The following is a 19,843-nucleotide window of genomic DNA, read 5'->3' as shown; positions in this document are numbered from 1 at the left end:
GCTCGCCGGAAGATGGATTGCTTCGCTTTGCTCGCAATGACGGGGTAACCCGTCTCGACGTCATTGCGAGGAGCTCGCGACAAAATTGCAAAGCAATTTTGCGCTGAAGCGACGAAGCAATCCATGTTTCCACCTGCCCTCACCTCACCGAAAATGGCGCCTGATAGGGCCGGCCGAACGGCACGCCGTTGACCACGGTCTGCACCGGCTTCAGCAGCAGATTGCCGTCGCGCTTGTTGTTGCGGGTGTCGACGAAGGAGACCGGGCCTTCGACGAGATCCATGATCGCGACGTCGCCGGGCGCGCCACGTTGCAGCGTGCCGATCTTCGGGGTGCGGTTGATGATCCGCGCCGGCACCGAGGTCGCCATCGCCACCACCTGATCCAGCGACGAGCCCATCGCCAGGAACTTGCTCATCACGTTCGGCAGGAACGGGATGCCGGGCGAGTTGCCCGAGAAGACGTGGATGTCGGAGGAGATCGTATCGGGGGTGCAACCGGCGGGGATCGCGACTTCGGCCACCGTGAAATCGAAGCTGCCGCCGCCATGGCCGACATCGAACAGCACGCCGCGCTGCTTGGCCGCGAGCGCCGCCGGCAACAGCTTGCCCTCCTGCACGATATTGGTGAAAGCGCCCGACATGTTCGGCGCGCCGGAATAGGCATGGGTCAGGATATCGCCGGGCCGCAGCAGATTGAGAATGTCGGACATCAGCTCCCTGGTCTCGACGCCACCGATATGCACCATCATCCGCGCCGGCCAGCCGCACATCTCGCAGGCCTGGATGCCGCGCTTCAGCGGCTCGAGGCCATGCTTGAAGATGACGTTTTCCGACATCCGCACCTTGACCCCGATCAGGAAGTCGGCGTTCTCGGCCAGCGCCATCGCGCAGGCATCGACCTGGGCGTTGTCGATGTTGTAGAGCTCGGCCACCGGGAATGCCGACAGGCCGTTGTTGGCGATATGGACGAAGGCGTAGATCCGCGCCCGCGATTGCGCGACGATGAAGCGCCGCAGCGCCGCGAGATTGTTGACGCCGGCGTCGCCCGCCGAGACCACCGTCGTGGTGCCCTGGAATTGCACCAGCTCGTCGGCGGGAATGCCGATCGCCGATCCATAGGGGTAGACGTGGCAGTGCAGATCGACCAGGCCCGGCATCACGAGCTTCCCCGACGCGTCGATGGTCTTGCCGGCGCGAGCAGCCGGGATCTCGTCTTCGATCGCTTCGATGATGCCCCAGCGGATGCCGATGTCGTGCTTGCCGCGCAGCGATTGGCTGGGATCGATGACATCGCCGTTCTTGATCACGAGGTCGAACTTGTCGTCCGGCCCCATCGCCGCAGCGGCCGGCCCGGCGATGGCTGCGGCAGCGGCCGACCCCGTCACTTTCAAAAAATCCCGGCGTGAAAATTCGCTCACAGCAACGTCCCCCCGAACATTGATTTTATGGCGCGATGATGCGTCGGACGCAGCGGTTAGGCAAGGCCGGGAAAGCCGCCCGTGCGCTCGCTCATCGGTTGTGCGTACTGACACGCGACGGCAGCAGCGTTCGAGGCAGTTGCTGAACAAGCGTTCAGAAAACTCCTCTGGTTCCTGAGGAACGTTTCAATATCCGCACGGTTTTCTCTTCACTTATTTGAGGAGGATGAGATGAAAAAGATTGGCTTTGTTCTCGCGGCGGTTGGTGCGCTTGCGGTGGCCGTTCCGTCGATCGCGAGCGCCGAGACGGTCGTGATCAGGAATGGCGGTCATCATCACTGGGACCGCGGCTGGGGCGCACGCGCCGAAATGCGCCATGATCGTGGTTGGCATCGCGGCTGGCACCACGGCTGGCATCACGACCACGACCGGACGGTGATCATCAAACGTCATCGCTACTAAAGACCGACACAACGGAAAATGGCTCCTCACGGAGCCATTTTCTTTTGTGATTCCGCAGGGCCTGCGGCCTCAATCCCACGCCGGCGCAAACCCCGGATCGACGCAGCGCATGTCCTTGCGCAGCGCCGCAATCGCTTTGCGGTCCTCGTCGTCGAGCTTGACCTTCAGTGCGTCAAGATTGGTCTTTTGGCTTTCGGCGCGCGAGGCTTTCGGAATAGCCGCCACGCCATCCTGATCGAGCAGCCATTTCAGCGCCACCTGTGCTGCGGTCGCATCATGCTTGCTGCCGATTTTCGCCAGCGTCTCGTCGGTGGCGAAGCGGCCCTGGGCGAGCGGACAATAGGCCACCAGCGGGATCGATTTCGCGGCGAGATATTTGCGCACCGGCGTCTGGTCCAGCATCGCGTGATATTCGATCTGGTTGCAGGCGATCGGCGCCTTGATGTCCTCGACCACGGTCTTGAGCAGCGCGGTGGTGAAATTGGCGACGCCGATCGCGCGGGTGCGGCCTTCCTCCTTCAGCTTCATCAACGTCTCGAAGACGGCAGGCAGCTTCATGCTCCGCGACGGCCAGTGCACCAGATAGAGATCGACGTGATCGAGCCGCAGCTTCTTCAGGCTGGCGTCGAACGCTGTCCGGATCGCATCCGGCGCCAGGTTCTCGTGCCAGACCTTGGTGGTCACGTGCAGGTCCTCGCGTGCGACATTCGATGTCGCGATCGCCGCCCCGATCGCCTCTTCATTGCCGTACATCTCGGCGGTGTCGATATGCCGATAACCGAGCCCGAGCGCGCTCTCGACCGCCGCGCGGCAGGCGTCGCCCTGCATGCGGAAGGTGCCGAGCCCGAGCTGCGGCAGGCTGATGCCCTGTGTCTGCAGATTTTCCATGGATAGCTCCTGACGCGTGGGACGCCGATGCCATCGACGACGTCACGCCAGCAAATCGTTTCGTGGGAATGAAATTGGCAGGACTGCCGACATGCAGTCTGCCCGCAAACCGGCCCTTCGGGCAAGACGCCGGCAATCAAGATGTCGCGACGGGATCAGAGATGGCGCTAGATGTGCTGCGCCATGATCTGGCCGGGCCGCGCGTCCGGCCGCGGCTCGATATCGACCGACCAGAGATCGTGGTTGTCGACGTCCTTCAGCGTCACCGTCATCACCCCGGTCTTGCCGTCGATGTCGACGCGGCCGAAGAATTGCAGGCCGAAGCACGGCGCGAGATTGTCGCCCTGCTCGGCCGAGCAGCCCTTCTGGTACATCGCCTTCGGGCCGAAGGTGTTGTCGAGCTCGCCGGGCGACCAGGTGCCGGCGTGCAGCGGACCGGAGACGAACTCCCAGAACGGCTCGAACTCCTGGAACACCGCGCGGTTTGGATCATAGTGATGCGCGGCGGTGTAGTGCATGTCGGCGGTGAGCCACACCGTGTTGCGAACCCCGGCGCGCTTCATGAAGGACAACAGATCGGCGATCTCGTGCTCGCGCCGCGCGGGCGGGCCGTCGCCGAGCGCGACCGCATCCAGGCTGACGAGGCCGATCGGCAGGTCCGCCGCGATCACCTTCCACACAGCATCCGACGCCACCAACTCCCGCTTCAGCCAGGCGAGCTGACTCTGGCCGAGGATGCAGGCCTGCTCCGGATCGCCCTGCTTGTTCCAGCTGGAATCGCGGTACGAGCGCATGTCGATGATGAAGACGTCGAGCAGCGGCCCGTAGGGAATCTTGCGGTAGACGCGGCCATCGCGCTCCGGCATCAGCCGCATCGGCATGAATTCGTGGAAGGCGCGGCGTGCCCGCGCCACCAGGCGCGTGCTGCCGTCCGCGTCGTAACCGGTCGCATCGGCGGTGCCGAGCGGCGACCAGTCGTCGGCCACCTCGTGGTCGTCCCACTGCGCGTACATCGGCACCTCGGCGTGGAAGGCGCGGAAATTCTCGTCGAGCCAGTTGTATCTGTAGTTGCCGCGAAACTGATCGAGGCTCTGCGCGACGGCGGATTTCTCCTCGGTGACGATGTTGCGCCAGACCTCACCGTTGGGGAGTTTCTGCTCCGACGGCACCGTGCAATCGGCATAGATGTGATCGCCGGAATGGATGAAGAAGTCCGCCCGCTCGTCCAGCATGGTGCGGTAGCTGCGCAAGCCGCCGCGCGCGGGGTCGATGCCCCAGCCCTGCCCGACGACGTCGCCCGACCAGACGAAGGAGACCGAGCGGCGGTCGACCGGCGCGGTGCGGAAATGCCCGATGCGGCTTTCGCCTGATGTGCCGTCGCGGTCTTCGAAGCTGACGCGATAGAACAGGTCCTGGCCCGGCGGCAGGCCGTCGAGCAACAGCTTTGCGGTGAAGTCGCGCTCGGGCAGCGCGTCAGCGGACGCGGCGCGCAGGATGGTGGCGAAGCTTTCGACCGCCGCGCATTCGATGCGCATCCGCGCCGCGCGATCGGCGCGGGCCCAGATGACAGCGGAATCGCTTGCGACGTCGCCGGACTGGATGCCCGCGATCGCGGGCCGATCCGCGGCGCGGCTCAGATACGGTCTTGCCAGCGCGCCGAATCCCGCCAGCGCCGCGGTCGACGCCGAGCGCACCAGAAGCTGACGCCGGGTGAGGCCTCGCCGCCTCGCGGAGTTCGCTGTCGGCATCGAATAACCTTCGTCGAATCGCAACGAAGGTTTTGCCTGCGCTCCTTGACTCCGGCCTTACGGTTTCTTGACTCTCCGTCGACGGTTTTGCGACGGCGGGATGACTCGGCGGGGAGATGGAGATCGGAACGGTGGGGTCAGGGCGTCGAGCACACAAACGCCAAACCCGTCATCCTGAGGAGGCCGCAAAGCGGCCGTCTCGAAGGATGCATGGCCCCGCCTGTGGCCGATTCATCCTTCGAGGCTCGCTTCGCTCGCACCTCAGGATGACGGGTTAAGAATTGACACGCGAGTGGGAAAGCAGACGCGCAGCGAGCCGCCTCACCGATGCCAGTTGCAGATGCCGCCGGTGCGGCACGGCCAGGTCTGGATCCGTGTGTCGCGGGCCTCCGCATCGAGCGGGTTCGAGTGGCGGCGCGCGAGCTTGGCGCGGGCGGGAACGTGCGCGGCCGCGCGCTTCCGCTCACGCGGCGCGGTTACCCTGGTGGTCCGCACGGCTTTCTTCGGCGCGACTTTCGTCTCCTCGACCTGCGGCTCGACATTCGCATGCTGATCGGGACCGTGGTCGGCCTTCGCCTCGACCGGAACCGGCTCGAACTGCGCCGGCGGGCCAAGCCGCTTCGGCGACAGCACCGCCTTGGAGAGATCGAGGCTGAAGAACTCGCTGGGGCCGTACTCGTCGGCAAACGCCACGCCACCCCAAGTCAGGCACGCGGTGCAGACGATTGCAACAAAAGCGTTTTTCAGGACCATCAAACGGCCTCCTGAAATCACTCGAACAGAACAGCCATCATGTAGGGGCCCCGGCCGCGCGAATCCAGCCACGGCTTGCGGCAGGGTTACCGGTCAACCAGGGCGGCGGTGGAAAGTTCCCCAGCCGCCACCTGGAGCCCTTTCCGTTCCGATGGAATAACGCTCTGCCCTATTCGGCCGCCTGCGCCAACGGCTGGCCGATCGCGCGCTCCAGCCGCGCGCATTCGGTGCGGTAGCGGGCGACGTTGCCTTCCTTGATGTGGCCATAGCCGCGCACGAGATCCGCAGCCTTTGCCAGCGCCACGAGCCGCGGCAAGTCGAGCGGCTTCCTGCCGTCGAGGTGACGCAGGATCATCGCCGAATACTCGACTGGCAATGCGCGCTCCATCTTGCGCTCCGCGGTGTAGCCGAAAATGTCGAAGGCGGTGCCGCGCAGACCCTTCAGCTTCGCCAGCATGCCGAACGCGGTGAAAATCCACGCACCGAATTCACGCTTCTGCAGCCGCCCGGTGACGGAATCGCGCTGGGCCAGCAGCGGCGGCGCCAGCAAGACCTTCAGACCGGAATTGCCTTGGAACTGTTCCCTTAGGGCCTTGCTGAACTCGCCGTCGGAATAGAGCCGCGCGACCTCGTATTCGTCCTTGTAGGCCATCAGCTTGAACAGGCCCTTTGCGAAGGCCTCGGTCAGGTCCTGCGAGCCCGGCGCGGCCGCCGCCTCGGCGGTGCGGACGCGCGCGACGTCGTCGAGATAGCGCTTGGCGTAGGCCGCGTCCTGATAGTCGGTGAGGAATTTGGCGCGGAAGGCGATCGCCTCATCGAGCGTCTTCTCGGCCGGCGCGGCGCCGGCGCTCTTGAAACGCGCGGCGCTGACCACGCGCTGCAGGTCATGCGCGGCGAGCCGGCCCCACGAGAACGCGGTCTTGTTCATCTCGATGGCGGCGCCGTTGAGCTCGATCGCCTTCAGGATCGCTTCCAGCGACAGCGGGATCGCGCCGCGCTGAAAGGCAAAGCCGAGCATGAAGGCGTTGGTGGCGATGCTGTCGCCCATCAGCGCGGTGGCAAGCCCGGTGGCATCGAGGATGTCGAGATCGCCAGGTGTCACCGCGCCGTTCAGCGCATCGCGCATCGAGCTGGCTCCGAAGTCGATATCGGGATCGATCACGAAGCTTGCGGTCGGCAAGAGATCCGCGTTGACGACAGCGCGGGTGACGCCGCGCTCGGCGCGGCTCAGCGCCGGCACGCTGGTGGCGACGACGAGGTCGCAGCCGAGGATCAGGTTGGCGTTGCCGGGCGCGATGCGCACCGTGGTCAGCATGTCGGAGGCGGGCGCAAGCCGGACGTGGCTCATGACAGCGCCGTTCTTCTGCGACAGGCCGGTGAAGTCGAGCGTCGAGCAGGCGAGACCTTCGACATGCGCGGCCATGCCGAGCAGCGCGCCGATGGTGATGACGCCGGTGCCGCCGATGCCGGTGATCAGGATGTTGTAGGGATTGCTCAACGTGGCCACAGGCGGCGTCGGCAAATCGGCGAACAACGCCTTGGGATCGGCGGCGGTGCGGTCGGCCTTGCGCAGCTTGGGATCCTGCACCATCACGAAGCTCGGGCAGAAGCCGTCGATGCAGGAGAAATCCTTGTTGCAGTTCGACTGGTCGATGCGGCGTTTGCGGCCGAGCTCAGTCTCCAGCGGCTGCACCGAGACGCAGTTCGACGCCACCGAGCAATCGCCGCAACCTTCGCAGACGCGCTCGTTGATGAAGACGCGCTTGGCCGGATCGGGGAACAGCCCGCGCTTACGGCGGCGGCGCTTCTCGGCGGCGCAGGTCTGGTCGTAGATCAGGACGGTGAGGCCCTCGATCTCGCGCAGGGTGCGCTGCACGGCATCGAGCTCGCGGCGATGATGGATGGTAGCACCCGACGGGAAATAATTGGCGGGATATTTGTCGGGATCGTCGGAGACGATCGCAAGCTTCCTGGTGCCCTCGGCGGCGACCTGGTGCGCGATCTGCGACACCGTGAAGCCGCCCTCGGCCGGCTGGCCGCCGGTCATCGCCACCGCATCGTTGTAGAGGATCTTGTAGGTGATGTTGACGCCGGCCGCGGCCGCCGCGCGCAGCGCCAGCAAGCCGGAATGGGTGTAGGTGCCGTCGCCGAGATTCTGGAACACATGCTGTTCGCTGGTGAACGGCGCCTGCCCGATCCAGCTCACGCCCTCCGCGCCCATATGCGAGATGGTCTGGGTGTTGCGGTTCGGCACCGACAGCGCCATGCCGTGACAGCCGATGCCGGCCATGGCGCGGCTGCCCTCGGGAATCTTGGTCGACGAGTTGTGCGGGCAGCCCGAGCAGAAATACGGCGTGCGCTGCAGCTTCGCGGTGCCCGTGCCCTCGGCCGGGCGATCGAACGCCTCGAGTTTTGCCAAACGCTGCTCCAGCAGCGGGCTGCGGTGACCAAGCCGGCGCAGCCGCGCCACCACGGCGGCGGCGACCATGGTCGGCGTCAGCTCGCCTTCGCTTGGCAGCAAGGGAGCGCCGCTCTCGTCGCGCTTGCCGACCACCGAGGGACGCTTTGCGGCGTCCATGTTGTAGAGGATGCGGACCAGCTGGTCCTCGATGAAGCCGCGCTTCTCCTCGACGACAAGCACATCCTGCAGGCCCTCGGCGAAGGCGCGCGCGCCGCGCGCTTCGAGCGGCCAGGTCAGCGCCACCTTGTAGATGCGCAGGCCGAGCGCCTGCGCATCGGCATCGGTGATGCCGAGATCGGCGAGCGCCTGGCGCAGATCGAGATAGGCCTTGCCGGTCGCCATGATGCCGAGCCGTGCCGGCTTGGAATCCAGCACGATGCGGTCGAAGCGGTTGATGCGGGCGAAGGCCGCGACCGCCTCCATCTTGGGCCCGTGCAGCCGGCGCTCCGCCTCCAGCGGTGGGTCCGGCCAGCGGATCGAGAGCCCGTCCGGCGGCATCTCGAAATCGTCCGGCGTGATGATCTTGATACGATCGGGGTCGCTGACGATCGAGGCCGAGCTCTCCACCGTCTCGGAGATCGCCTTGAAGCCGACCCAGCAGCCGGAATAGCGCGACAGCGCGAAGCCGAGGATGCCGAGGTCGAGATAATCCTGCAACGTCGCCGGATTGACCACCGGCATCAGCGCCGAGGCGAACACCTGCTCGCTCTGATGCGCCAGGGTGGAGGATTGGCAGCCATGGTCGTCGCCGGCGAGCGCGATCACGCCGCCGTTCGGCGAGGTGCCGGCGGAATTGGCGTGCTTGAGCGCATCGAGCGAACGATCGACGCCGGGACCCTTGCCGTACCAGATGCCGAACACGCCATCGACCTTGGCGCCGGGGAACATGCCGACCTGCTGGCTGCCCCACACCGCGGTCGCCGCCAGATCCTCGTTGAGGCCCGGAACGAAGGCGATGTCGTGCTCCTTCAGGAAGGATTTCGCACGCCACAGCGCGTGGTCGTACATGCCGAGCGGCGAGCCGCGGTAACCGGAGATGAAACCGGCGGTGTTCAGCCCGTGCGCACGGTCGCGTTCGCGCTGCAACATGGGCAATCGGACCAGCGCCTGGGTACCGGAGAGGAAGATTCGTTTCGTATCCAACCGGTACTTGTCGTCCAGTCCAACTTCCATCAACGCCATCAGTTTCCCCGTCAGTCAGCCACGCCGGTCCGAACCGGTCTGATTATCTTCGGAAATGATCATGCATCAGCATGCACTGATTTTGTTATGCAGGAACAGCCCCGTTCCATGGCCGCAGCACATATCTCATGTTGCGCATGCGAGGCCTTGTTGCTCCGCGAGGCTTGCCGAACCCCGGCATCTTTGAAACGGTGGCGCGCAAAGGGAGACCAAGGATGATTACAGTCGAATCCGCGTTCACGACGGAAATCGTGGAGAACGGCGATCTGCTGGTGGGTCCCTGGCGCAGCCCGAAGCAGATGCTGCAGGCCCAGACCTATGATTCCCACGCCTCGATTCACGACGATGCAACCGCGCAGAAGCTCGGCTTCCGCGGCGGCACGATCGAGGGACCGACCCATTTCAGCCAGTTCGCGCCGCTGTGCGAGCGGATCTGGGGCCGCGCCTGGTTCATGACCGGATGCCTCTCGGCGCATTACCGCAACCCGGTGTTCGAAGGCGAAGAGGTGCAGGCCCAGATCGAGAAACCGAAGCCGGGCCAGACCGTTTGCACGATCGGGATGATCAAGCGCGACGGCACCGAGATCCTGCGCGGCACCGCCTCGATCGACGGCGACGGTAGCGAGACGGCGCTGAGCCGCCGGCTCGGCGAATTGAAGCCGCTGACCGATCCCGTCATCCTCGCCGACATCAAGGTCGGCATGAAGACGCCGCGGCAGGCGATCAAGATGGATTTCGACCAGAACATGGGCGATCTCTATCCGTTCTCGCTGGCCGACAAGCTCAAGGTGATCACCGAACCTTCGGACTATTATTCGCTGGAGCACAATCCCTGGGGCCGCGCCATCATCCCGATGGAGATGCTGAGCGTGCTGTTCCAGTACCGCGCGCGCGAGGACCGGCTGCCGGTCCGCGGCCCCGCGGTCGGGCTGTTCGCCGACCAGGAGATCCGTCTTTTGCGCGGGCCGCTATTCCCCGGCGAGACCTATTGGGTCGAGCGCGAGGTCGTGGCGCTCTCGGGCAGCAAGCGCACCGAGAGCATGTGGGTGCGCTCGACCGTGTTCGATGCCGACAACGCCGTGGTTGCGACCATGCTGCTCAACGGCGCCAGCATGAAGGACTCCTACGCCAACTACGAAAGCGAGCACAAAGCCCTCTACGGCTGAAACAACAGCCGCCTCCTCCGCAAGCCGCCGAAAAAAGGACAACAACAATGGCCCGCCTGCCCTATCTCGAAGCCGATCAGGTCGCCCCCGAATATCGCGACATGCTCAAGCGCAACACCAATCTGCACAAGCTCCTGGTGAACTCGCCGGACATGGCGCGCGCCTTCAACGGCGTCGGCGGCTATATCCGCTTCAAGAGCAAGCTCGATCCGCGCTTACGCGAACTCGCGATCCTGCAGGTCGGCTGGCTCGAGCAGTCGGAATACGAGTTCACCCACCACGTGAAGATCGGCAAGGAGTTCGGCGTCACCGACGAGGACATCCAGGGCTTGATCGCGGAGACCAGTGGCAAGCCGTCGAAGCTCGAGCCGCTGGCAAAGGCGATCCTCAAGGGCGCCCGCGAGATGGTGCGCGAGCTCGCGATGTCGAACGCGACCTTCGCCGAGATCAAGCAACATCTCTCCGACGAGCGCATGACTGACCTTGTGCTGACGATCGCGTTCTACTGCGCCGTGGTGCGGGTGCTCGCCACCATGCAGATCGACAACGAACCGCACTACAAGGAGGTACTGCAGCAGTACCCGCTACAGGGAGTGAAGTGAGATGCGCCTGCAAGATCGCGTCGCCATCGTCGTTGGCGCCGGCCAGAGCCCCGGCGAGGGCATCGGCAACGGCCGCGCCACCGCGCTGACCTTCGCCCGCGAAGGCGCCAAGGTGCTGTGCGTCGATTACAATCTGGCTTCGGCGCAGGAGACGGTCGACCTGATCGCGGCCAAGGGCGGGACCTCAGTCGCCTTCAAGGCCGACGTCACCAAAAATGCCGACATCAAGGCGATGGTGGCTGACGCACATGGCCGCTGGGGCAGTGTCGACATCCTGCACAACAATGTCGGCGTCAGCCTCTCCGGCGGCGATGCCGAACTGCTCGATATATCAGAGGAGGCGTTCGACCGCTGCGTGGCGATCAATCTGAAGAGCTGCATCCTCGCCGCCAAGCATGTGATCCCGATCATGCGCGCGCAGCAGCGCGGCTCGATCATCAACATTTCGTCGATGGCCGCGATCACGACCTATCCCTACGTCGCCTACAAGGCGACCAAGTCGGCGATGATCGCCTTCACCGAACAGCTCGCCTACCAGAATGCGCAATATGGCATTCGCGCAAACGTGATCCTGCCGGGATTGATGAACACACCGATGGCGGTCGACACGCGGGCTCGCGAATTCAAGAAGAGCCGCGCCGAGATCGAGGCTGAGCGCGACAGCAAGGTGCCGCTGCGTCACAAGATGGGCACCGGCTGGGACGTCGCCAATGCCGCGCTGTTTCTTGCCTCCGATGAGGCCAATTTCATCACAGGTGTGACGTTGCCGGTCGATGGCGGCGCAAGTGTGCGTCGCGGTTAACCGCGACGACTAACCCGGATTAATCCAGGTGATTAACCCGGTTAATCGAAGCGATTAACCCCGGCTAATCGAGACGATTAACCTATGTGACGATGCCGGTTAATCACTGTGACGACATCACGCGTCAATGCGCCGCAATGATTCGAAAAAATTGAAGTATTCCAATGACACGGCGATGTGACGACGCGTCCACATAAATCGAAATCCTGACTCGTTGTGGTCGCACGAAATTCATCTGCGCTCTGTATCTCGCACGCCAAGAACTCCTGGAGTGCCTGGACCGATGAGCGAAGAATTCGAACTCAGACCCGATCAGTGGGATGCGCTGAAAGCGCTGCGGGCCCCCGCAGCAAACCCTTCACGGCTGAACCGGTTTGCCGTCGAAAGCCTGGTCACGCTCGGCTATGTTGCGGTGCGAGGAGACTCGTTTGAGCTGACGCCCGCGGGCCGCAAGGTGCTGGTCCGCGGTTCGTCACTGCTGCTGCTCGATATCGCAGCCTGATCCTTCGAAGCTGACATCGAGCTTACACACGCGGCATCATGCCGCGTGTGCTTTTCCGGGGATGGTCGTCTCGCCGTGCTGCGTCAGCGGCTTCATCCCGGTGAGGCTGCGCAGCAGCACATAGAACACCGGCGTCAAAAACAGGCCGAACACCGTGACGCCGATCATGCCGGAGAACACCGCGACGCCCATTGCGCGCCGCATCTCCGAGCCCGCGCCGGTCGACAGCACCAGCGGCAGCACGCCCATGATGAACGCCATCGAGGTCATCAGGATCGGCCGCAACCGCAGCCGGCTCGCCTCGATCGCGGCACGGATCGGTGACCGCCCGGCGAATTCGAGCTCGCGCGCGAATTCGACGATCAGGATGGCGTTCTTGGCCGACAATCCGACCAGCACGATCAGGCCGATCTGGGTGAAGACGTTGTTGTCGCCCTTCGACAGCCAGACCCCGAACATCGCGGCCAACAGCCCCATCGGCACGATCATGATGATCGAGAGCGGCAGCGCCAGGCTTTCATAGAGCGCGGCGAGCACCAGGAACACCAAGAGGATCGCCAGCGGAAACACCCAGATTCCGGAATTGCCGGCGATGAACTCCTGATAGGTCAGATCGGTCCATTCGAAAGCGAATCCGGGCGGCAGCACTTCGGCCGCGATCCGCGTCGCCGCCTCCTGCGCCTGGCCGGAGGAATAACCCGGCGCGGCGGCGGCGTTGATGTCCGACGACAGGAAGCCGTTGTAGCGGATCGCACGCTCCGGACCTGCGCTCTGGCGGACCTTCAGCAGCGCCGACAGCGGCACCATGTCACCCGACGACGAGCGCACCTTGAGCTGCCTGATGTCGTCGGCACGCGCGCGGAACGGCGCGTCGGCCTGCACATAGACCGAATAGGTGCGGCCGAATTTATTGAAGTCGTTGACATAGTAGGAGCCGAGATAGATCTGCAGCGTGTTGAAGACTTCCGTGACCGGCACGCCGAGCTGCAACGCCTTGGTACGGTCGATGTCGGCGAACAGCTGCGGCACGTTGACCTGGAAGCTCGAGAACACGCCGGCGATCTCCGGCGCCTTCTGCATCGCCGCCATGAATGCCTTGGTCGCGTCGTTCAGCGCCTCATAGCCGAGGCCGGCGCGGTCCTCGATCTGCAGCTTGAAGCCGCCGATGGTGCCGAGACCGTTGACCGGCGGCGGCGGGAACATGGCGATGAAGGCGTCCTGGATGCCGGCATATTTCTTGTTCAGCGCCGCCGCGATCGCCGGACCGCTGAGCGAGGGATCCTTGCGCTCGTCGAACGGCTTCAAGGTCGAGAACACGATGCCGGCGTTGGAGGAGTTGGTGAAGCCGGAGATCGACAGGCCGGGGAACGCCACTGAGCTTTCGACGCCGGGCTGGGTCAGCGCGATGTCGCTCATCTTGCGGATCACTTCCTCGGTGCGGTCAAGCGTCGCGCCGTCGGGCAGCCGGGCAAAGCCGACCAGATACTGCTTGTCCTGGCCCGGCACGAATCCACCAGGCACCTGCTTGAACAGCACGCCGGTGAGGCCGATCAGCAGCACATAGAGGCCGATCACCACGGCCTTGCCGTAGATCACCTTGGTGACGGTGCGGCCGTAGTTCTCGGAGGATTTCGTAAAGACCTTGTTGAAGCCACGGAAGAACCAGCCGAGCGACCTTTCCATGACCCGGGTCAACCAGTCCTTCGGCTCGTGATGCCCCTTCAAGAGCAGCGCCGACAGCGCCGGCGACAGCGTCAGCGAATTGATCGCTGATATCACGGTCGAGATCGCGATGGTCAGCGCGAACTGCTTGTAGAACTGTCCGGTGAGGCCGGAGATGAAGGCGAGCGGCACGAACACCGCGATCAAGACCAGCGCGATCGCGATGATCGGGCCGGACACTTCGCGCATCGCCTGGTTGGTAGCGTCGCGCGGCGACAGGCCGGACTCGATGTTGCGCTCGACGTTCTCGACCACGACGATGGCGTCGTCGACCACGATGCCGATCGCCAGCACCAGGCCGAACAGGCTGAGTGCGTTGATCGAGAAGCCGAACACATGCATCACCGCGAAGGTGCCGACGATCGACACCGGGACCGCGATCAATGGAATGATCGAGGCGCGCCAGGTCTGCAGGAACAGGATCACGACCAGCACGACGAGCGCGACCGCCTCGAGCAGCGTGTGGATGACGGCCTCGATCGACGAGCGCACGAATTGCGTCGGATCGTAGACGATCTGGTACGACACGCCTTCCGGCATGTTCTTCTTGATCTCGGCCATCGTCGCGCGAACATGGTCGGAGATCTCCAGCGCGTTCGAACCGGGCGCCTGGAAGATCGGGATCGCGACCGCCTGCTTGTTGTCGAGCAGCGAGCGCAGGCCGTATTCGGAGGCGCCGAGCTCGACCCGCGCGACGTCGCGCAGCCGCACCACCTCGCCGGCCGAACCGGTCTTCACCACGATGTCGCCGAACTGCTCCTCGGTCGACAGCCGTCCCTCGGCGTTGACGGAGAGCTGGAGGTCGATGCCCTTGACGCTGGGCGAGGAGCCGACCACGCCGGCGGCGGCCTCGACGTTCTGGGCCTGGATCGCGCGCACCACATCGCTCGCGGTCAGGCTATGCTCGGCGGCTTTCTGCGGGTCGACCCAGACCCGCATCGAATAGTCGCCGGCGCCATAGAGCTGGACGTCGCCGACGCCGTCGATCCGCGCCAGCCGGTCCTTGACGTTGAGCACCGCGTAGTTGCGCAGATACGTCATGTCATAGCGGTTGTTCGGCGACAGCAAATGCACGACCATGGTGAGGTCGGGCGAGCTCTTCTTGGTGATGATGCCGAGCTGGCGCACCACGGCCGGCAGGCGCGGCTCGGCCTGCTGCACGCGGTTCTGCACCAGCTGCGTCGCCTTGTCGGGGTCGGTGCCGAGCCGGAACGTCACCGTCAGCGTCATCGCGCCGTCGGTGGTCGCCTGGCTCGACATATAGAGCATGCCTTCGACGCCGTTGATCTGCTCCTCGATCGGGGTCGCGACGGTCTCGGCGATCACCTTCGGATTGGCGCCGGGATAGGTCGCTCGCACCACGACCGACGGCGGCACCACGTCAGGATATTCCGAGATCGGCATCGCCAGCAGCGAAATCAGGCCGGCCAGGAAGATCAGGATCGAAAGCACGCCGGCGAAGATCGGCCGGTCGATGAAGAATTTTGAGAGATTCATGGCTCCGCCCCCGCGCGCAGCGCCTAGCGCTGCACGACGTGCTGGTTGGTTTCAGTGGATGCCTGCTGCATGTCGCGTGCGCCCATTTCGGCGACTTCCATCTTCAGAAGCGCACCCGGACGCACGCGCTGCAGGCCGTTGACGACGATGCGGTCGCCGGATTTAAGGCCGGCGGTCACAATCCGCAGGCCATCGACCGCGCCGCCAAGCGTGACGGAGCGATAGACCGCGCGGCTGTCGTCGCCGACCAGCATGACGAACTTCTTGTCCTGGTCGGTGCCGACGGCGCGCTCGTCGATCAGCACCAGCGTCTGCTGCTTGGGCTGGCCCATGCGCACGCGGGCGAATTGCCCCGGGATCAGCCGGCCGTCATCGTTCTTGAACACGGCGCGGACGCGGATGGTGCCGCTCTGCCCGTTGACCTGGTTGTCGATCAGCTGGATGTGCCCCTTGGCGCCGAGGCCGCCCGACGTCACCATGTCGACCGGAATCTGGTCGAGATTGCCGCGCTTGCCGGAGGCGTCCGCGATCGAGTTCAGCGCGCGCAGCACGACTTCCTCGTCGGCATCGAAGCTCGCATAGATCGGATTGACCGAGACCAGCGAGGTCAGGACCGGCGAAGACGTACCTGCCGCGACGAGATTGCCGACGGTGACCTCGATCCTGCCGACCCGGCCGTCGACCGGTGCCCGCACCTCGGTGTAGTCGAGATTGAGTTTGGCCGTCTGGAGCGCGGCCTCGGCGGCCTTGACGTTGGCGACTGCCTCGCGATTGGCGTTGTCGCGCTGGTCGAAATCGCGCTTGGTCACGATGTTGTTGCCAACCAGCTGCGCGCCGCGCTCGACTTCGCTCGTGGTGAACACGACGCGGGCCTTGGCGGCCTCGAGCTGCGCCTGGGCGCGATCGACCTCGGCGGCGTAGGGCGCAGGGTCGATCTTGAACAGAATATCGCCGGACTTCACCAGCGCGCCCTCGGTGAAGTTGGTCGAAAGGATCGCACCGGCCACCCGCGGCCGGAGCTGGACACGATCGACGGCTTCGAGCCGGCCCGAAAAGTCATCGAACAAGGTGGTCGGCCGCGGCTGGATCACGGCAACGGTGACCGGGACCGCCGGCTCGGGAGCCGCGGCAGTCGCGGTCGCCTGTGCGGCATGAAAATAGTGGCCGGTCGCGATCGAACCGGCCACCGCGACGGCGCCAAGGATCACGATACCGCCGACGACACGTCGGAAGCGGCCGGAACGGGGATTTTGGGTTGACGAGGGCATTCACGCGCTCCAGATATCTGTAGTGTTCGCTACAGATGTGGAGCTGGACGCCGGTTCGCAAGATACTTATGTATCGAGCACTATGAATTTCTTATCTCATTCATGGGGAAATGGGAAGTCGCGGAAAAACATCACGTGCAACAAGAGGATAAGCCAGGGACAATCCGTCATAGAAACGGCACCCGGCTTACGGAGCAACGAAATATGGGAATGGGACGCCCCCGCGCTTTCGACGCGGACGCCGCTTTGGACCAGGCCATGGATGTGTTCTGGCGCCACGGTTACGAGGGCGCGACGATCGCCCAGCTCACCGAGGCGATGAACATCAATCCCCCGAGTCTCTATGCCGCCTTCGGCAGCAAGGAGGGCCTGCTGAAGGCCGCGCTCGACCGTTACACCGAGAAGCGCGACGCCTGGATGGAAAAGGTTTTGGGCGCCGCCACCGCCCGAGAGGTAGCCGAACGATTTCTGATGGAGCACGCGGACGCCCAGACCGATCCCGCCAACCCGCCGGGCTGCCTGCTGGTGCAGGGCGGCCTTGCCTGCGGCACCGGCTCGGAGAATGTTCCATTTGAACTGGCAGCTCGCCGCACCCGAACCGAGGACCAGTTGCACGAACGTTTCGTCCGCGCAAAAGCCGAACGCGACCTGGGTGAAAGCGCCGATCCGGCCACCCTTGCCCGCTATCTCTCCGCGGTGACATCAGGCATGTGCGTGATGGCCTCCTCGGGCGCCGACCGCAACGCGCTGCGCGAGATTGCAGCGGTGTCGCTGAAGGCGTTTGATGAGCAGGCGAAGGGGTAGAGCGGTTCACGTCAAGCGCCTGCGAGCCCCAACGAAGTTGGGAGTGACCGGGGATGAATCATTGGACCGGCTGGCTGCCGGGTCTCGACACGCTGCGTCGATATCAAGCGGCGTGGCTCCCACACGACATCGTCGCCGGGCTGGTGCTCGCGACCATGCTGGTCCCGGTCGGCATCGCCTATGCGGAAGCATCCGGCCTGCCCGGCATCTACGGGCTCTATGCGACGATCGTTCCGCTGCTCGTGTACGCGCTGTTCGGGCCGAGCCGCATCCTTGTCCTTGGACCGGACTCGGCGCTTGCCGCCATCATCCTCGGCGTCGTGGTTCCGCTGTCGGGCGGCGATCCCCTGCGCGCGGCAACCTTGGCCGCCATGATGGCCGTCGTCTCCGGAACGATATGCATCGTGGCGGGCATCGCGCGGTTGGGATTCCTGACCGAGCTTCTCTCCAAGCCGATCCGCTACGGCTACATGAACGGAATAGCCCTGACCGTGCTGATCAGTCAGCTGCCAAAGCTGTTCGGCTTTTCCATTGAAGGCGATGGACCTCTGCGCAGCCTCTGGGCGGTCATCGGAGCAATCGTCGACGGAAAGACGCATTGGGCGACCCTCGGGATCGGCCTTGCGACGCTGGCGGTGATCCTGCTACTCGCCCGGAACAAGCGGCTGCCGGGCATTCTGATTGCCGTCGTCGCGGCGACGGTCATCACCGGCGTTTTCGATCTCGGGGCACGCTTCGGCGTGACAGTCCTGGGTTCGCTTCCCCAGGGCCTGCCGGGATTTGCCATTCCCCGGATCGGCTATGGCGACATCGTGCAGGTGCTGATCGGCGGCAGCGCCGTCGCGCTGGTGTCGTTCGCCGACACCAGCGTGCTTTCGCGCGCCTATGCGGGACGATTGGGCGATCGTGTTGATCCCAACCAGGAGATGGTGGGGCTCGGCGCGGCCAATCTGGCGGCCGGCTTTTTTCAGGGTTTTCCGATCAGCAGCAGCGGATCGCGCACGCCTGTTGCGGAAGCTGCCGGAGCGCGCACTCAATTGACCAGCGTCATCGGCGCGCTTGCCATCGCCTTTCTGCTGCTGATAGCGCCGAGCCTGCTCCAGCACTTACCCAACGCGGCGTTGGCCGCCGTCGTCATCGCCGCCGCGCTCGGCCTGTTTGAGGTCGGCGACCTCAGGCGAATCTACCGCATTCAGCAGTGGGAGTTCTGGCTATCGATGGTCTGCTTTGTCGGCGTGGCCGTGCTGGGCGTGATTCCCGGAATCGGCCTCGCCATCGTGCTCGCCATCGTCGAGTTCTTGTGGGACGGCTGGCGGCCGCATTCCGCGGTGCTGGGCCGCGCCTCCGGCGTGAAGGGCTATCACGACATCACGCGATACCCGGATGCGCGCCAGATCCCCGGGCTGGTGCTGTTCCGGTGGGATGCACCGCTGTTCTTTGCCAATGCCGAGTTCTTCAAGGAACGTGCGCTGGATGCGGTGGCGAAATCTCCGACGCCGGTGCGCTGGCTGGTGGTCACGGCCGAGCCGGTCACCAGCGTGGACGTGACCGCCGGCGACATTCTCGCCGAGCTCGACGAGGCGTTGCACGCACAGAAGATCGAGCTGTGCTTTGCCGAGCTCAAGGATCCCGTCAAGGACAAGCTGAAGAAATTCGGCCTGCTGGCGCAACTCGGCGAGAACAACTTCTTCCCGACCATCGGCGTCGCCGTTGCGCGCTACCTCGAGATCAATGCTGACGTGACCTGGGAGGACTGGGAAGACCGGGCCGAGGCCTAAAGCGCGATGGGTTCAATCGTCAGCGCGCTATAGCGCTTTTGTTGAGCATGATCTCCGCGCAAACGCTTTGCGTTTGTCGTAGGGAAAACCGCTTCGCACTTTTCCGGATCATGCTTCCCGGCCGTCCGCGCGGATCACCACATCGTCTGCCGCGCGCGCTCCGGCCATTCGCGATCGTATTTTTCGCCGCCGACCGTGTGCTCGCTCATCTCGGCGAGGATCTGGCCCGGCGTCGGCAACGCCTTCGGATCGACCCGCTTGTCCGGATTCCAGAGATCGGAGCGCACGATCGCGCGGGCGCACTGGAAGTAGATTTCATCCACGGTCATCACGATCACCGTGCGCGGCGCCCTGCCTTCCATCATGAAGGAGGCGAGCAGCTCCGGCTCCGCCGTGACATGGGCGCGGCCGTTGACGCGCAGCGTGCTGCCCGAACCCGGAATCAGGAACAGCAAGCCGATGCGGGGATCGCGAACGATGTTGCGCAGCGAATCGCAGCGATTGTTGCCGCGGCGATCCGGCATCATCAGCGTCTTCGCATCATGGATGCGCACGAAGCCCGGCAGGTCGCCGCGCGGCGAGCAATCGAGCCCTTCGGGGCCTGCGGTCGCAAGCGACACGAACGGCGACTTCTCGATGAGCACACGATAGAGCGGCGTCACGTGATCGGCGACCTTCACGGTCGACGCGTCGTTCGGGAAGCCGTAGATCGCCTCAAGTTGCTCGACCGTTTCGATCACCGACATTCGTGCCGTTCTCCTCTGCTTCCTTTTCGACGCGTTTTCTTC

At 64.5% G+C, this 19,843-nt stretch carries 15 protein-coding genes; 7 read left to right on the top strand and 8 right to left on the bottom strand.

Going from position 1 to position 19,843, the window contains the following annotated elements:
• Positions 1 to 139: 139 nt before the first annotated feature.
• The gene (locus ACVWYP_RS16615; protein WP_453946119.1) at positions 140 to 1,420 is read right to left on the bottom strand and encodes an amidohydrolase family protein; all 1,281 of its coding nucleotides are present in this window, start codon (positions 1,418 to 1,420) and stop codon (positions 140 to 142) included.
• Positions 1,421 to 1,651: 231 nt separating this feature from the next.
• Here ACVWYP_RS16615 and ACVWYP_RS16610 point away from each other — a divergent pair, with 231 nt between their 5' ends.
• Positions 1,652 to 1,882, top strand: coding sequence for a hypothetical protein (locus ACVWYP_RS16610; protein ID WP_304499065.1), 231 nt, complete (start codon positions 1,652 to 1,654; stop codon positions 1,880 to 1,882).
• Positions 1,883 to 1,951: 69 nt separating this feature from the next.
• Here ACVWYP_RS16610 and ACVWYP_RS16605 read toward each other — a convergent pair whose 3' ends face one another.
• The 4 genes from ACVWYP_RS16605 to ACVWYP_RS16590 all read right to left on the bottom strand — a co-directional run bounded on the left by ACVWYP_RS16605 (position 1,952) and on the right by ACVWYP_RS16590 (position 8,914).
• Positions 1,952 to 2,770 (bottom strand): aldo/keto reductase, encoded by an 819-nt coding sequence (locus ACVWYP_RS16605; RefSeq protein WP_304499064.1) that lies wholly within the window; start codon positions 2,768 to 2,770, stop codon positions 1,952 to 1,954.
• A gap of 167 nt (positions 2,771 to 2,937) precedes the next feature.
• Positions 2,938 to 4,518, bottom strand: a complete 1,581-nt coding sequence (locus tag ACVWYP_RS16600) for an alkaline phosphatase D family protein (protein ID WP_304499063.1) — start codon at positions 4,516 to 4,518, stop codon at positions 2,938 to 2,940.
• A 321-nt stretch (positions 4,519 to 4,839) separates the two neighbouring features.
• Positions 4,840 to 5,271, bottom strand: a complete 432-nt coding sequence (locus ACVWYP_RS16595; protein ID WP_304499062.1) for a hypothetical protein — start codon at positions 5,269 to 5,271, stop codon at positions 4,840 to 4,842.
• A 169-nt stretch (positions 5,272 to 5,440) separates the two neighbouring features.
• Positions 5,441 to 8,914 (bottom strand): indolepyruvate ferredoxin oxidoreductase family protein, encoded by a 3,474-nt coding sequence (locus ACVWYP_RS16590; protein WP_369525566.1) that lies wholly within the window; start codon positions 8,912 to 8,914, stop codon positions 5,441 to 5,443.
• A 215-nt stretch (positions 8,915 to 9,129) separates the two neighbouring features.
• Here ACVWYP_RS16590 and ACVWYP_RS16585 point away from each other — a divergent pair, with 215 nt between their 5' ends.
• The 4 genes from ACVWYP_RS16585 (at position 9,130) to ACVWYP_RS16570 (ending at position 11,986) form a co-directional block, all read left to right on the top strand.
• A complete protein-coding gene (locus tag ACVWYP_RS16585) occupies positions 9,130 to 10,080 on the top strand; it encodes a hotdog family protein (protein WP_304499060.1) in 951 nt (316 codons plus the stop codon).
• Between the two features lie 47 nt (positions 10,081 to 10,127).
• Complete coding sequence (locus ACVWYP_RS16580; protein WP_304499059.1) at positions 10,128 to 10,682, top strand: carboxymuconolactone decarboxylase family protein; 555 nt, start codon at positions 10,128 to 10,130, stop codon at positions 10,680 to 10,682.
• A gap of 1 nt (position 10,683) precedes the next feature.
• Positions 10,684 to 11,484 carry an SDR family NAD(P)-dependent oxidoreductase gene (locus ACVWYP_RS16575; RefSeq protein WP_304499058.1) on the top strand — a complete coding sequence of 267 codons (801 nt, stop codon included), beginning with the start codon at positions 10,684 to 10,686 and terminating at the stop codon, positions 11,482 to 11,484.
• Between the two features lie 283 nt (positions 11,485 to 11,767).
• Positions 11,768 to 11,986 carry a hypothetical protein gene (locus ACVWYP_RS16570; RefSeq protein WP_016845043.1) on the top strand — a complete coding sequence of 73 codons (219 nt, stop codon included), beginning with the start codon at positions 11,768 to 11,770 and terminating at the stop codon, positions 11,984 to 11,986.
• A gap of 36 nt (positions 11,987 to 12,022) precedes the next feature.
• Here ACVWYP_RS16570 and ACVWYP_RS16565 read toward each other — a convergent pair whose 3' ends face one another.
• Both ACVWYP_RS16565 and ACVWYP_RS16560 read right to left on the bottom strand, forming a co-directional pair.
• Positions 12,023 to 15,205, bottom strand: coding sequence for an efflux RND transporter permease subunit (locus tag ACVWYP_RS16565; protein WP_028339536.1), 3,183 nt, complete (start codon positions 15,203 to 15,205; stop codon positions 12,023 to 12,025).
• A gap of 23 nt (positions 15,206 to 15,228) precedes the next feature.
• Entirely contained in the window at positions 15,229 to 16,473 is a 1,245-nt protein-coding gene (locus tag ACVWYP_RS16560) for an efflux RND transporter periplasmic adaptor subunit (protein WP_028339537.1), read from the bottom strand.
• A gap of 204 nt (positions 16,474 to 16,677) precedes the next feature.
• Here ACVWYP_RS16560 and ACVWYP_RS16555 point away from each other — a divergent pair, with 204 nt between their 5' ends.
• Both ACVWYP_RS16555 and ACVWYP_RS16550 read left to right on the top strand, forming a co-directional pair.
• Positions 16,678 to 17,277, top strand: coding sequence for a TetR/AcrR family transcriptional regulator (locus ACVWYP_RS16555; RefSeq protein WP_028339538.1), 600 nt, complete (start codon positions 16,678 to 16,680; stop codon positions 17,275 to 17,277).
• 53 nt (positions 17,278 to 17,330) lie between these two features.
• On the top strand, positions 17,331 to 19,055 hold the full coding sequence (locus ACVWYP_RS16550) for a SulP family inorganic anion transporter (RefSeq protein ID WP_304499057.1): 1,725 nt from the start codon (positions 17,331 to 17,333) through the stop codon (positions 19,053 to 19,055).
• 134 nt (positions 19,056 to 19,189) lie between these two features.
• Here ACVWYP_RS16550 and ACVWYP_RS16545 read toward each other — a convergent pair whose 3' ends face one another.
• Positions 19,190 to 19,801, bottom strand: coding sequence for a pyridoxamine 5'-phosphate oxidase family protein (locus ACVWYP_RS16545; protein WP_304499056.1), 612 nt, complete (start codon positions 19,799 to 19,801; stop codon positions 19,190 to 19,192).
• Between the last annotated feature and the right edge of the window lie 42 nt (positions 19,802 to 19,843).

This window comes from Bradyrhizobium sp. USDA 3262 (genome assembly GCF_054060035.1).
Note: the sequence above shows the minus strand (reverse complement) of the source record. Positions and strands in the feature narration are given on the sequence as shown.

Bases quoted from the DNA above. Each gene is read 5' to 3' on its own strand.
- ACVWYP_RS16610 (WP_304499065.1), top strand. From the start codon at position 1,652: ATGAAAAAGATTGGCTTTGTTCTCGCGGCGGTTGGTGCGCTTGCGGTG.
- ACVWYP_RS16605 (WP_304499064.1), bottom strand. From the start codon at position 2,770: ATGGAAAATCTGCAGACACAGGGCATCAGCCTGCCGCAGCTCGGGCTC.
- ACVWYP_RS16600 (WP_304499063.1), bottom strand. From the start codon at position 4,518: ATGCCGACAGCGAACTCCGCGAGGCGGCGAGGCCTCACCCGGCGTCAG.
- ACVWYP_RS16595 (WP_304499062.1), bottom strand. From the start codon at position 5,271: ATGGTCCTGAAAAACGCTTTTGTTGCAATCGTCTGCACCGCGTGCCTG.
- ACVWYP_RS16590 (WP_369525566.1), bottom strand. From the start codon at position 8,914: ATGGCGTTGATGGAAGTTGGACTGGACGACAAGTACCGGTTGGATACG.
- ACVWYP_RS16585 (WP_304499060.1), top strand. From the start codon at position 9,130: ATGATTACAGTCGAATCCGCGTTCACGACGGAAATCGTGGAGAACGGC.
- ACVWYP_RS16580 (WP_304499059.1), top strand. From the start codon at position 10,128: ATGGCCCGCCTGCCCTATCTCGAAGCCGATCAGGTCGCCCCCGAATAT.
- ACVWYP_RS16575 (WP_304499058.1), top strand. From the start codon at position 10,684: ATGCGCCTGCAAGATCGCGTCGCCATCGTCGTTGGCGCCGGCCAGAGC.
- ACVWYP_RS16570 (WP_016845043.1), top strand. From the start codon at position 11,768: ATGAGCGAAGAATTCGAACTCAGACCCGATCAGTGGGATGCGCTGAAA.
- ACVWYP_RS16565 (WP_028339536.1), bottom strand. From the start codon at position 15,205: ATGAATCTCTCAAAATTCTTCATCGACCGGCCGATCTTCGCCGGCGTG.
- ACVWYP_RS16560 (WP_028339537.1), bottom strand. From the start codon at position 16,473: ATGCCCTCGTCAACCCAAAATCCCCGTTCCGGCCGCTTCCGACGTGTC.
- ACVWYP_RS16555 (WP_028339538.1), top strand. From the start codon at position 16,678: ATGGGAATGGGACGCCCCCGCGCTTTCGACGCGGACGCCGCTTTGGAC.
- ACVWYP_RS16550 (WP_304499057.1), top strand. From the start codon at position 17,331: ATGAATCATTGGACCGGCTGGCTGCCGGGTCTCGACACGCTGCGTCGA.
- ACVWYP_RS16545 (WP_304499056.1), bottom strand. From the start codon at position 19,801: ATGTCGGTGATCGAAACGGTCGAGCAACTTGAGGCGATCTACGGCTTC.